Source organism: Vibrio sp. QJM3NY_21 (assembly GCF_057785975.1).
Genome location: NZ_CM173513.1, coordinates 222905 through 236922 on the forward strand (window position 1 = coordinate 222905; position 14018 = coordinate 236922).

The window sequence follows — 14018 nt, forward strand, 5'->3', positions numbered from 1 at the left end:
GAAAAGTAAAAGTTTTCCTTGAAGTTGGTTGTTTTTGAACCAGTTAGTTGATTGAATTCAGTAAGTTTGGAAGTTCACCATGTTAAGAAAAAGTTTTTTTAAGGTTTATAGTAATTCATTCTACATAAATAAGAGGATTAAATCGATACTTAGAAATGATAAGTTAATTATTTTAAATTTACATCGAGTTGCTCCATATGATGGCAGCGCATATGCGCCACTGGAACCAAAGTATTTTGAGTCCTTGATTATATTCCTTAAAAAAAATTTTGAAATTGTTACTTTTGGCCAGGTTGAATTTAAAACAAGTTTGCCTAAGGTTATATTGAGTTTTGATGACGGATATAAGGATTTTATTGATTATGCTGTGCCAATTATGGAGAAGCATGGTGTTAGGTGTAATCAGAATGTAATACCTAGGTGTATTACTTTAAATACAGTCCCAGTGAATGTTAAATTACAAGATTTTATTGGTTTAGCACCTATTGAGTTAATTAAAAAGCTAAAGAATTCCTTGGAATTAGATGTGGATTTGAATCAACCAAGGAAGAGTATTGGTTATCAAGCATCAAGAGAAATTAAGTACCTAACTGCTGATTCCTTTTTTGAATCAGAATCTAAAATAGGTGAATTTTTAGAGCATTATGGTGAGTTTTTGGTGGCTGATGTTATGAATATAAAAGAAGTTAAGCAAGTATCAGAAACTCACGAGTTAGGAGTACACTCTTATGCTCATTTATCAATGGGTCACCAAAGCCGAGAGCACTTTATTGAAGATACAATCAGGTGTATGGAGTTTTTAAAAGAAAATCTATTGGAATCGTCGATTTATGCTTTTCCGAATGGAGACTTTAGTAAATACCAGATAGAATATTTACAAGATAGTGGGTTCAAAAATATTTTATTGGTAGGTGATGATTTTTCAAAGATAAGCGGGAATGTCCATAATCGATTCACTTTTGATGCAAGTAGCAACGATGAAGTGATATTTAAAGCTCTAGGTAGATTGAAATGAAAATAGCATTGGTCATAGGGGATTCGCCTAATCACTTATATTTGGCTTCACAGGTTTCTGAAAAGTACCCTGTGAGTTCTATAGTTTTGATTAGAAAACGTAGTGTAGCTAAACAAAAAAACACTAGTATTATAACTAGGGTTGTGAATAAAATTTCTGGTTATCCACTTGATAAGGTGTGGACAGAAATGATGCTAGATTATGAAAGAAAAATAGACCGTGCTTATCGAGACGGATTTCTACAAGCAGATTCAGTGAATGATGATATTGTTTTAAAGCACTTAGAAGAAGATAAACCTGATTTAATTATAGTTTCTGGAACTGATCTGCTAAAAGAAAGATTGATTGTTGCGCTTACAGCCAATGGAAAAATAATGAATTTGCATACAGGCCTATCTCCTTATGTTAAAGGCGGACCTAATTGTACAAATTGGTGTCTAGCCGAAGGCAAATTGGATCTCATTGGAAACACTATAATGTGGTTGGATGCTGGTATTGATACTGGAAATGTTATTGCGAGTGCTAAAACGCCGTTGTTAGGCAATGAATCGCTTAAAGAACTTCATTCTAAAGTGATGGAGCATGCTCATGACCTTTATCTAGAGCAAATTGGTAAGTTTGTTTCAGGAGCTAAGCTTGCGAATGTGCCCCAAAAATCGATTGCACACGGCACATTATACTTGACAAAGCAGTGGGGTGCTATTAAGAGGTTGATGGCTTTTATAAATTTCAATATTAAATATAATGCTAGTAATTTAAAGAGCAATGAAACGATTATTACAATAAGTCAGCGTTCGAATGAAGAAAATTAGTTTAGTTTTACCCAATTTGACGGGTGGCGGAGCCGAGCGTGTTAACATAGATATTGCAACTGAATTTTTGAAACAATATTCCGTCGATATTGTTGTTTGCAATGCTTTTGGCTCGTTTGCTGAGGAGACAAAAAACAATTTCAATGTTGTAGATTTACGAAGCAATAGCAACGTTAATATTATAAAATCTTTAGTAAAGTACATAAATGATGAGCAACCTGATTATTTAATCGCGTCCATGTGGGGGCTCACAGCGCTTGTACCGTTAGCTAAGCTTTTGGCTAAACATAAACCGAAGCTTTTACTAATTGAGCATAGTTCTTTGGTAAACCAATTTAGGCATTCCCAGTTAAAGATTAGACTTTGGCTAAAGGCTAGTACCTTCATAGCTTATAGGATGGCAGATGTCGTTGCAGGCGTCTCTTTAGGGGTTGCAAAAGACATGCAGAAGTTGGCAAACTTAAAAAACACACCTGAGGTGCTCTATAATCCAATCCCAATTGTGAAGTCACAAGCAACGAAGAATCATAATACAGTCAATAAAATAGTTACAGCAGGGAGGCTTATCGAAGCTAAAGATCATGTAACATTGATAAAAGCTTTTGCACAACTGGACAAAGCATCGCATAGTCTCACAATTCTCGGTGATGGGCCATTATTAGCCCCCCTAAAGCAATTGGCAAAAGACCTTGACGTTTATGATAATATCACCTTTCCTGGGTTTGTAGAAAACCCTAGGGACTACCTTAGCCTTTCAGACCTTTTCGTTTTATCTTCTAATAGAGAAGGCTTCGGAAACGTAATTGTTGAAGCACTTGGTTGCGGTACTCCAGTCGTATCTACTGATTGTAAGCATGGACCGCGTGAAATACTAAATGATGGCGAATATGGTAGCCTCGTTCCTGTCGGTGATGCAGAGGCTCTTTCTGCCGCAATTGAAGAGTCGTTATCTAAAACGCACGATAAACAAAAGCTTATTAACCGTGCTAGAGATTTTGCGCCAGAAGTTTCAGCTAAACGTTACTTAGAAGTATTAGGCCTAGAAAAATAATGAAAAAGAATGTGTTATATGTTGCTTATACCGGACTACTTGAACCACTAGGACAATCTCAGGTTCTTGCATACCTCACGCGGCTTTCTAGTCATTATAATTTTATTTTGGTTACCTTTGAAAAAGAAGTTGATTTAAAAGATAGTGCTGAAGTTAAACGGCTAGAGTCGTTAACGAGGCAATATAATATTACCTGGTTGCCTAAGAAGTACCACAAAAAACCAAGACTATTAGCAACAGTATTTGACATGATTACAATGTTAAATCTTACTTTTAAGTTAGTTATAAAGCACAAAATAAAGCTTATGCACTGCCGAAGTTATATTCCTTCTATCGCTGCAAATATTGTCAGCCGAATAACTAAGACACCGTTTATCTTTGACATGAGGGCGTTATGGCCAGAAGAAATGGTTGATGCTGGGAGATTAAGTAGGAATTCGGTAGTTTATAAAGTTTTAAAGTATTTGGAGTGTAAGCTATTAACTAACTCTGCAGTGAATATCAGTTTAACTAACATAGCAGTTCCTTACCTTGTAAATACTATTCCTAATTTATCAAGAAACAAATTCTCTGTAATTCCTACTTGTGTCGATCTTACTCGTTTTGATTCATTGGTTAAAGCTGATAACCCTCTTTCGAACACTAAACTAGGTACTATGGGCACTGTTATTAGCGGTTGGTATCACCTAGACTGGCTGTTTAATACACTAAAAATTTCGAAAGAGCTATTTTCGGAATCTGATTTTAAAATTGTGACTCGCGATGACCATCATGAGTTAAATCAACTTGCGAACCGCTATAATTTATCAAGCTTTTCTGTTGAGCAGTGCTCTGCAGATGAGGTGAAAACAGCAATTGATGAGTTGATGTTTGGTATCCTATATTTTACTGCCGGGGTGAGTAAAATAGGTTCAGCGCCAACGCGTATGGCTGAGTTCTTAGCATGTGGGAAACCTATCCTTGGAAATCGTGGAGTAGGTGATATGGCCGATTTAATTGAGAAATACAATGTTGGTGTTGTGATTGAAGATGGCAGCGATGAAGAAATCAAACGTGGTTTAATATTGATGCATGATTTTTTGCTAGACCCCGATTACCCAGAACGTTGTCGAAAAGCGGCAGTAGAGCTTTTTTCTGCCGATGTTGGGGCAGAAAAATACCATCAAGTGTATGAGCGATGCATAAAATGAAGAAGATTTTATTGTTATCTAAATACACTCGGAAGGGCGCGAGTACTAGGCTTCGAACCATGCAGTATTTTAATGCCCTTGAACAAGCTGGATTTACAATTCGACAACAAGCGTTGTTTAATGATGATTATTTGACTCGATTGTATAATAAAGAACCGATTTCTAAATTATTACTTTTCAAATGCTTTTTGCTTCGAATTTTTACGTTGTTTCGCCTCAAAGCGTATGATGTGATTTGGATAGAGTATGAGTTGATACCATACTTTCCTGCTTGGCTTGAGCGAGTCATTAAGTTATTAGGTGTAAACTACGTTGTCGATTACGATGATGCTATATTCCATAATTACGACCTGTCGTCCAATAAAACTGTTCGTCGCTTACTTGGTCATAAAATCGATAAGGTCATGGAAAATGCTACAGCGGTTGTTGCAGGCAATGGCTATCTTGCTAGTCGGGCACATACTGCTGGGGCTAATAGGATTGTAACAATACCGACAGTTATCGACTTAAACCGCTATCCAGCAATACCTCTGAATAAAGATGATAGTCTAGTTATTGGCTGGATAGGCTCACCTTCCACTCAAAAATATGTCGTTCAATTTTCTGACGTGTTTATCGAGCTATCAAAACAGCACGATTTTACGCTCAGGCTTGTAGGTGCGAGTGAAGATATTGTTGAGCAGCTTAATGGTATTAAAGTTGAAGCGCTTTCATGGCAGGAAGAAAACGAAGTCGATTATATACGCAGTTTTGATGTTGGCATTATGCCACTTGAAGATGGACCCTGGGAGAAGGGAAAATGTGGCTATAAATTGATTCAATATATGGCTTGTAGTGTTCCTGTTGTTGCTTCTCCAGTAGGTGTCAATTCCACTATTGTTGAGGACAGTGAATGCGGTTTATTGGCGAGTAACCATAGTGAATTTATTGCATCTCTAAATCGTTTATTAATAGATCATGAACTACGCGCTGTTATGGGAAAGGCTGGTCGTAAGGCTGTTGAAAATCGATATTCTGTACAAGCGCAATCAAGCGTGATTATTACCCTTTTTGATTCTATTTCAGGTAACAATAAATAATTATGTGTGGTTTTACTGGATTCATCTCTTTTAGCTCTCAAAGTAATGACTTTCTTTATCATACGATAAAGAACATGAACGCACAGCTGGTTCACCGTGGACCAGACAGCGACGGTTTTTGGTGTTCTGAGAAAGACGGATTAGCCTTCGGTCATAGGCGACTAGCTATTCAAGATTTGTCCCCTGCGGGTCATCAGCCAATGGCTTCAAATAGTGGCCGCTACATGATGGTGTTTAATGGTGAGGTATATAACCATTTAGAATTGCGAGAGCAGTTTCCTGATGAAATTTGGCGAGGACACTCTGATACTGAAACGATTTTAGCTTGTATTGATGCTTGGGGGTTTGGAAAAACTTTAAAGCAACTGACTGGCATGTTCTCTATTGCCCTATGGGATGTGGAGCAATCAAAGTTGTTTTTAGCAAGAGATAGGCTAGGTGAGAAGCCGCTATTTTACACTAATCAAAATGGCAGTCTGATTTTTGCTTCAGAGTTAAAGGCACTTAAACAACATCCAGCTTTTCAGCCCGAAATAGACCGCGATGTATTGTGTCTATATATGCGTCATAATTGCGTTCCTGCGCCTTACTGTATCTACAAACAGACTTTTAAGTTGATGCCCGGTACATTTTTAACGATTGATTCTAAGCTCTCAATTGTTGAGTCACAATACTGGTCTGCTGAAGATGTGGTAAACAAAGGTTTAGAAAATCGTTTTGCTGGAACAGCACAACAAGCTGTAGATAAGTTGGATGAAGTGTTGACGATGGCAGTTAATCGACAAGTGATTTCAGATGTTCCATTAGGGGCGTTTTTATCTGGTGGTGTCGATTCTACAAGCATTGTGGCTTTGATGCAGGCAAATACTAATAAGCCTGTAAAAACATTTACTATGGGTTTTGATAATAAAGCTTACAACGAGGCTGAACATGCTAAGGTTGTAGCTAAACACTTAGGTACAGAACATACAGAAATGTATGTAAGCCCACAAGACGCCCTTGATTGTATTCCTAATCTTCACAACGTTTATGATGAGCCTTTTGCTGATTCTTCGCAAATACCGACCTTTTTAGTCTCCAAATTAGCGAAGCAACATGTAACCGTTGCGCTGTCAGGTGATGGTGGTGATGAGCTATTTTCAGGTTATAACCGCCATCAGCTTGCCCATACAATGTGGCCAAAAGTTAGTATACTGCCATTTGCAATTCGAACGTTGTTATCCACTGGAATAAGTAGTTTTTCTCCGCAGCAACTCGATGGGTTGAACACTCTTTTACCTAAAGCAAAAAAAATGCGTCAATTGGGCGATAAGCTGCATAAAGCAGCCGCGGTACTAGAAGCTCAAAGCTCTAAGGATTTATACTTGAGGTTGGTTTCTCAATGGAAGGCGCCTGAAGAATTAGTATTGCTAGGTAAGGAACCAAAGTCAGTTATTACGAAAAATAACTTGTCTGAAAGCTTGACCGTACCAGAGATGATGATGGCTCTGGATATGATGACTTATATGAGTGATGATATTTTAACTAAAGTTGATAGGGCTGCAATGGCTGTGTCATTAGAAACTCGAGTACCAATGTTAGATCACTCAGTTGTAGAGTTTGCTTGGTCGTTGCCCTTTGATATGAAACTTAGACATGGTGTGACAAAGTGGCCTTTACGAGAGGTACTATATAAATATGTGCCTAAAGAGCTAATTGAGCGTCCAAAGATGGGCTTTGCACTTCCTCTCGATACATGGCTAAGAACATCATTAAGAGAATGGGCAGAGGGATTAATAGCCCCGGTAAAATTGCAACGTGAAGGCTATTTAAATGAGCCTATGGTCACAAAGCTTTGGCAAGAACATTTAACCGAGAAATGTAACCATACAGCACAGTTATGGTGCGTACTGATGTTCCAGCAATGGCTTGAGGCTGAGGGTTTATAAATGCTAGCGTACTGGACATTATTTTTTTTAGTCGCTGCTTTTGCTTTTGCTGAGCCAAGACGTACGGAAGGTTATAACTATTCTGGAAAACGTTTACCGGTTGTCTGGGTGATTGTACCTGTTGTCATTACTTTTTTAGTCGGCTTTCGGGTGGAAGTTGGAGGGGACTGGTATGCTTATCTTGGTTATTTGGAAAGAATCAATGGTTTAACTTTACAAGAGGTACTTCGACTTGGAGACCCTGGTTATCAGTTGCTTAACTATATCGCCAGTGCTGTAGGTGGTGGGATATATACTGTTAATCTACTCTGTGGTTTCTTTTTTAGCCTTGGTTTAATGGTGTTTTGTAAAAATTTGCCAAGACCAATGCTTGCGGTAGTCGCGGCTATTCCTTACATGACTATTGTGTTGGCAATGGGCTATTCACGCCAAGCAACAGCATTGGGCTTTGGAATGATCGCTCTTAACGCATTAATACACAAATCTATTTTTCGGTTTTCTGTTTGGATTATTGTTGCAACGTTATTTCATAAATCGGCAGTTTTGCTGATTCCTGTAGCTGCACTGATCTCTTCAAAAAGTCGAATGTTAAGTGTTTTATGGATCGCCATTGCTGCTGTAGGGGCTTATGTTACCTTGTTACAAGATAGTGTTGATGCACTTTATACCAATTATGTAGAAGCCGCATATCAGTCCCAAGGTGCATTAATTAGAGTCTTTATGTGTGTCGTGCCTAGTGTGCTTTTTTTATATTACCGCAATCACTTTAACATGCTTGTTAAAGAAAAACAGTTGTGGGGTTGGTTTTCATATGCATCATTAATTTCGTTCGCCATTTTGTTTTTAACATCTGCTAGTACTGCGGTAGATCGTGTTGCACTATATTTGCTACCACTACAATTAGTTGTTTTCTCCCACTTGCCTGAAGTTTTAGGAAATCCAAATAAGAAGAATAAACAATGGGTCCTGCTTATTTGTAGTTATTATTTCCTAGTTTTGTTCGTATGGCTTTTCTTTGCTGGGCATAGTTTTGCTTGGTTGCCTTATCAGTTTTACCCATTTACCTTGTTGTAATTAATTATGAATAAAGTAGTTTTTTCCGCCAATACATCTTGGTATTTGTATAATTTCAGATCGTCAACGATAAATGCTTTTCAGAAAAATGGCTTTAAAGTTGTTTGCTTGTCCCCTGCTGATGATTATTCACAGAAGCTAATTTATGAACTTGGTTGTGAGTGGCATCACCTTGAAATGGACAACAAAGGCAGTCACCCTGTTAAAGACTTAGCATTGGTTTATAGGCTTGTTCGCTTTTTTCTTGAAATTAAACCTGTTGTCACTTTTAACTTCACGATTAAAAATAATATCTATGGGACTTGGGCTGCTCGACTTAGTGGTGTGAAATCCATTAATAATGTATCTGGTTTAGGCACTGCTTTTATTAACGATAATTTAACGTCTAAGGTGGTGACGTTGCTTTATCGCTTATCCCAACCTTTTGCCAACAAAGTATTTTGCCAAAACCCAGAAGATATGGATTTATTGATTAGCAACAAGCTTGTACATAAAGACAAATTGACGCTGCTGCCTGGATCTGGCGTCAATATAGATAAGTTTGAACCGTCAATGAAAGTAAGTCGTTGTGCTGACAAACCCTTCCGCTTTTTGTTTGTTGGAAGAATGCTTGGTGATAAAGGGGTTCGAGAGCTTATAGCAGCAGCTCATAAACTGGCTGAAAACGGTTATGTATTTACGCTTGATCTGTGTGGTTTTGCGGGTGTGAAAAATGCTTCAGCTTTGTCATCAGATGAGTTAAATAAATTATCTAAATTCGATTACATTAACTGGCTTGGTCCAAATGATACGATAGCGCAGGTTTATGCTAATGCAGACTGTGTTGTATTGCCTTCTTACCGTGAAGGTATGCCAAGAACATTATTGGAAGCAGGTGCTATGGGTTTACCAAGTGTAACGACGAATGTGCCTGGCTGTAAGCATGTTATTACACATGGTTTTAACGGCTTGCTGTGTGAAGTGAAATCTTCAGATTCTCTGTATGAACAAATGGTTGCAATGCTTAAACTTGACGAAGAAGCATACATTCTAATGTGTTTAAATAGTCGAGCGCGTATTGCAGAAGAGTATGATGAACAAATTGTAGTTCAACATGCCTTGGAGTCCGTTATGAACCTAAGTTATGACTTACCTGTCCTTAATAAATAAAGGTTAAGAACGCATTGGCGGCTTACGGCCTTTTGTTTGATCATACTAAAAGCTTAGTCAGTCTTTGTTCATCGATTTTAGTGGGGTGGAAACCATAAGTTGGAGTCTACCTTTCCTCCGTTTTACAGCGTAACTATATACTTAGCCTCGATATTCACCATAGTAGGTTATGTTCTTTAGTGTGTGTATTCTCATAACTTCGTTCGTTCATTTGGAGCATTGACTTTGCTTGATTGGTTACTGACCCCTGCTGTTCAGGTATTTTGCTTGTTCATTGCAACAGTCTGCGGCTTGATACGCTTTCAGTCTCACTCTGATAGAGTGTTTGGCATATTGTTGTTGGTGCTTTTTAGTTGTTCTCTTGTTACGACAGAGCAAGTTATCTCAAGTTTTTCAAATAAAGGCTTACTCACCTTGATGTTGCTAATGGTTTGTTCGCTGGCATTAGAAAAAACAAAACTCCTACGGGTGATTACCAACTATGTGATTGGGTCTCACTATTACTCAACCTTACTCAGGTTATTTAGTTTAACTACTTTATCTTCAGCAATATTGAACAATACAGCCGTTGTTTCAACTATGTTGGCACCGATCCGCAACAACCCGCATCACAAGGCCAGTAAACTACTTATCCCTCTTTCTTATGCGGCCATACTAGGCGGGACCTTAACCTTAGTTGGTACGTCCACGAACTTAATAGTAAACAGTTTGGTTATCGACTCTGGTTTGCCCAGTTTGAGGTTTTTCGACTTTACCGCGGTGGGCTTATGTTTGGTGCTTGGCTGTGGGATGCTTTTGTTTGCATTAAGCCCATTATTGCCAGAGTATGATAAGAACCAAGTTCAGATTCGCGACTATATTATCGATACTGAAGTTGCCTCAGATTCAGAACTAATAGGAAAATCTGTAGAACAAAACGGTCTTCGTCACTTAGAGTCATTATTTTTGGTGGAAATCTTGCGTAATGAGCGCCTGATATCCCCGGTAACACCACAGGAAGTCATTCTGCCTGGCGATCGTTTGCTGTTTAGCGGCGATGTTAAGAAGGTCACTACTTTAACTCAATTTGGTGGGTTGTCTTTATTTGCCAGTGATATTGGTTTGCCCTTAGATAATCTTTCTGAGGTGGTGATTCGCCCTGAGAGTCACTTAATTGGCAAAACACTCAAGCATGCGGGTTTTCGCGCCTTGTTTGATGCAGCGGTTGTGGCGATTAAGCGCGATGGTGAGGCGCTATGTGGTAAGTTGGGTGACGTAGAATTGCAAGCAGGTGATTATTTAGTGCTTGCAGTGGGCGAGGATTATGCTGCTCGTAACAACATTGCTAAGAACTTCTTTTTATTGAGCGAAGTAGAAACCGAACATTGCCTAGATGGCTGGAAGGAGAAACTGGCAATAGGTGGCTTTCTTGCTGCTATTGTGTTTGCTGCTGTCGGTGTGGTGTCACTGTTTAAGGTGATGCTCATTCTCCTTGGTTTGTTGCTACTTTCTGGCTGCTTGAGTGCCAATGAAGTATTACAGCGCATACCAAAGAACATTTGGTTGATTATTTCCTCTGCATTATTGCTTTCCCAAGCGCTGTCTAACAGTGGTGCGCTTGATAGCTTAGAAACAATGGTACATTCTTATGACCATTTGTTCACACCGTTTATTGGGCTTGTAGTGGTGTATTTGTTGGCATGGCTGATGACCGAGCTAGTCACTAACAATGCGGCGGCGGCATTAGTGTTCCCGATAGGTATTGAATTAGCGTCAAGCTTATCAGCCAACCCTCAAGCTTTTATACTTGCTATTGCCTTTGGTGCCAGTGCGAGTTTTATTAGCCCGTATGGATACCAAACTAACTTGATGGTGTTTAATGCTGGGCAGTACAAGCTGCAAGATTTTGTCAAAGTAGGCGTACCCATGTGCCTGCTTTATGGCGCGATTGTGTTAACCGCAATCCCCGCCTTTATTGGATTGTAAATTAAGGATTTCTTTGAAATGAACATTTCTCAAGAACGCATGACTCACCTAAAGCAATTAGAAGCTGAGTCCATTCATATTATGCGTGAGGTAGCGGCTGAGTTTGATAACCCAGTGATGCTGTATTCGGTGGGTAAAGATTCTTCTGTGATGCTACATCTTGCGCAAAAAGCGTTTGCTCCCGCGATTCCACCCTTTCCGCTTATGCACGTAGACACTACGTGGAAATTCAAAGAAATGATTGAGTTTCGTGATTACATGGCTGAAAAAGTCGGCATGAAGTTGATTGTGCATCAAAACCCTGAAGGCGTGGAAATGGGCATCAGCCCATTCGAGCATGGTAGCTCTCTACACACTGACGTCATGAAAACTCAAGGCTTGAAGCAAGCGTTAGATAAATATGGCTTTGACGCTGCGTTTGGCGGTGCACGTCGTGATGAAGAGAAATCTCGCGCCAAAGAGCGTGTGTATTCGTTCCGTGATGAGCACCACCGCTGGGACCCGAAAAACCAACGTCCTGAGCTGTGGAATGTGTACAACGGCAAAGTGAACAAAGGTGAAAGCATTCGCGTGTTCCCGTTATCAAACTGGACTGAGCTGGACATCTGGCAGTACATCTACCTAGAGAACATTGAAATCCCAGGCTTGTACCTAGCGGATAAACGTCCTGTGATTGAGCGTGATGGCATGCTTATTATGAAAGACGATGAGCGCATGGAGCTGAAAGAAGGCGAAGTGGTTGAAGATAAGATGGTCCGTTTTCGTACCCTTGGCTGTTACCCGTTAACGGGCGCAGTAGAATCAGAAGCCGCCACTCTGCCAGAAATCATTCAAGAGATGCTGCTGACTACGACCTCTGAGCGTCAAGGGCGTGCTATTGACCATGATTCTTCTGGCTCTATGGAGAAGAAGAAACGCGAAGGGTATTTCTAAGCCGTTATGACGACTCCATACCAACGTAAAAACCATGACTCGGTAAGCAGTGATGTCGTATGGCATAACTCAACAGTCACCCATGAAGACCGTGTTGCGCTAAAAGGGCAAAAGCCCGTAATCCTTTGGTTTACTGGCCTTAGTGGCTCAGGTAAATCGACTGTTGCTAATGCCGTTGAAAGTAAACTGCTGCAAATGGGCAAGTACAGCTATTTGTTAGATGGTGACAATGTGCGCCATGGTCTGAACAAAGACCTGGGCTTTTCAGACCCTGATCGCGTTGAAAACATCCGCCGTATTGGTGAGGTGGCGAAACTGTTTGTGGATGCGGGCAATATTGTATTAACCGCATTTATCTCGCCGTTTATTTCTGATCGCCAGCAAGTACGTGAACTCGTCACCGAAGGTGAGTTTATCGAAGTGTTTGTGGATACGCCGCTTGAGGTGTGTGAAGCACGTGACCCGAAAGGACTCTACAAGAAAGCGCGTGCTGGTGAGATTAAACACTTCACGGGCATTGACTCTGAATACCAAGCGCCGGTGAATCCTGAAATCCACCTTTATACAGCAGACTTAAGTATTGAAGCGTGTGCGGACTTCGTTGTTGCTGAACTTGAAAAGAAAGGTTATCTACAACTTGGAGAGTGTGTCTAATGCATTACGACGTATTTAACGGTGATGCTGACGGTATCATTGCGTTGTTGCAGTTGCGATTCGCTGAGCCTAAGGAGTCTACACTGATTACTGGAGTGAAGCGTGACATCAAACTGCTAAAGCTAGTGGATATCGACACGGCTGAATCTGTGACGGCGCTGGACATCTCCATGGAGAAAAACCTGCCAGAGCTTGAAGCGCTACTAGAGAACAACGTAAAAGTGTTCTATTGCGACCATCATCGCAGTGGTGATATCCCGCAGTCAGATAACCTCGACGCGTTAATCAATTTGGACGCAGAAACCTGCACCAGCTTGTTGATTAATGAGCACCTAGGTGGACAGCACGCTAAATGGGCGGTTGCGGCGGCATTTGGTGACAACTTGTTTGCTTCTGCAGAAAAACTAGCCCAAGAGATTGGCTTAACCGAGTCAGAAACCGAGTTCTTAAAAGATCTGGGTACAATGATTAACTACAACGGTTATGGCGCCACGTTAAGTGACTTACACATTGAGCCAAAAGCACTTTATCAACAGCTGACGGCTTACGCTGACCCATTGTCGCTACTCGATGATGAACACTCACCGTACCACACGCTGAAGAAAGGCTATGAGCTTGACCGTAGTCAAGTGCTGAGCACCGTACCAAGTCATTTAGACGCGCAGTGCAAAGTTTTTGAGTTGCCATGTGAAGCGTGGGCAAGACGCATCAGCGGTGTGTTTGGAAACGAGCTGGCAAATCAAAGCCCAGATCTGGCGCATGCGGTATTAACGCTCAATGCAAACCACCAAAATTACACAGTGAGCGTACGCGCACCGCTGAATAATCGTGTGGGTGCGGATGATATCTGTACCTCATTTCCAACCGGCGGAGGCCGCAAAGCAGCTGCGGGTATCAACGAGCTCGCACTGGCGGATAAGCAGAGGTTTGTTGAAGTGTTGAGTGGGTATTACTCACGAGGTTAAAGGTCAGAGGAACAAGGTGAAAGGAAGAACGGAAGTTTAAAAACCATAAGTTAAAAGTGAGTGGTAAATAATCATTGAAGTTTTAGAACGGATGGGAAACGCATCGTACCTCGTACCTTGCAACACATTATTACGTCATTCGGGTGCTTGCGAGGCAAACGTCCGAAGTCGAACAAAATTAAAATTGTTTCGGGCATTGTTTC

Annotated in this window: 12 protein-coding genes; all 12 read left to right on the top strand. The window is 40.5% G+C overall.

Features of this window, described 5'->3' with window-relative positions; translation table 11 throughout:
- Window positions 1-79 precede the first annotated feature (79 nt).
- The 12 genes from AC3CID_RS01025 to AC3CID_RS01080 all read left to right on the top strand — a co-directional run bounded on the left by AC3CID_RS01025 (window position 80) and on the right by AC3CID_RS01080 (window position 13815).
- Window positions 80-1015, top strand: coding sequence for a polysaccharide deacetylase family protein (locus AC3CID_RS01025; protein WP_488526827.1), 936 nt, complete (start codon window positions 80-82; stop codon window positions 1013-1015).
- Window positions 1012-1827 carry a formyltransferase family protein gene (locus tag AC3CID_RS01030; RefSeq protein WP_488526828.1) on the top strand — a complete coding sequence of 272 codons (816 nt, stop codon included), beginning with the start codon at window positions 1012-1014 and terminating at the stop codon, window positions 1825-1827. Before AC3CID_RS01025 ends, AC3CID_RS01030 begins: the two co-directional genes overlap by 4 nt.
- The gene (locus AC3CID_RS01035) at window positions 1814-2878 is read left to right on the top strand and encodes a glycosyltransferase (protein ID WP_488526829.1); all 1065 of its coding nucleotides are present in this window, start codon (window positions 1814-1816) and stop codon (window positions 2876-2878) included. The genes AC3CID_RS01030 and AC3CID_RS01035 overlap by 14 nt, the downstream gene beginning before the upstream one ends.
- A complete protein-coding gene (locus AC3CID_RS01040; protein WP_488526830.1) occupies window positions 2878-4068 on the top strand; it encodes a glycosyltransferase family protein in 1191 nt (396 codons plus the stop codon). The genes AC3CID_RS01035 and AC3CID_RS01040 overlap by 1 nt, the downstream gene beginning before the upstream one ends.
- Before the next feature lie 59 nt (window positions 4069-4127).
- On the top strand, window positions 4128-5147 hold the full coding sequence (locus AC3CID_RS01045) for a glycosyltransferase family 4 protein (RefSeq protein WP_488526831.1): 1020 nt from the start codon (window positions 4128-4130) through the stop codon (window positions 5145-5147).
- Between the two features lie 2 nt (window positions 5148-5149).
- Entirely contained in the window at window positions 5150-7075 is a 1926-nt protein-coding gene (asnB, locus tag AC3CID_RS01050; RefSeq protein WP_488526832.1) for an asparagine synthase (glutamine-hydrolyzing), read from the top strand.
- Entirely contained in the window at window positions 7076-8149 is a 1074-nt protein-coding gene (locus AC3CID_RS01055; RefSeq protein ID WP_488526833.1) for an EpsG family protein, read from the top strand. It abuts the gene before it with no gap.
- 6 nt (window positions 8150-8155) lie between these two features.
- Entirely contained in the window at window positions 8156-9298 is a 1143-nt protein-coding gene (locus AC3CID_RS01060) for a glycosyltransferase family 4 protein (protein WP_488526834.1), read from the top strand.
- Between the two features lie 225 nt (window positions 9299-9523).
- Window positions 9524-11263 carry an SLC13 family permease gene (locus AC3CID_RS01065; protein WP_488526835.1) on the top strand — a complete coding sequence of 580 codons (1740 nt, stop codon included), beginning with the start codon at window positions 9524-9526 and terminating at the stop codon, window positions 11261-11263.
- 18 nt (window positions 11264-11281) lie between these two features.
- Complete coding sequence (gene cysD / locus AC3CID_RS01070; protein WP_488526836.1) at window positions 11282-12196, top strand: sulfate adenylyltransferase subunit CysD; 915 nt, start codon at window positions 11282-11284, stop codon at window positions 12194-12196.
- A gap of 6 nt (window positions 12197-12202) precedes the next feature.
- Window positions 12203-12850, top strand: a complete 648-nt coding sequence (gene cysC / locus AC3CID_RS01075; RefSeq protein WP_488526837.1) for an adenylyl-sulfate kinase — start codon at window positions 12203-12205, stop codon at window positions 12848-12850.
- Complete coding sequence (locus AC3CID_RS01080) at window positions 12850-13815, top strand: DHH family phosphoesterase (RefSeq protein WP_488526838.1); 966 nt, start codon at window positions 12850-12852, stop codon at window positions 13813-13815. The genes cysC and AC3CID_RS01080 overlap by 1 nt, the downstream gene beginning before the upstream one ends.
- Window positions 13816-14018: the final 203 nt, after the last annotated feature.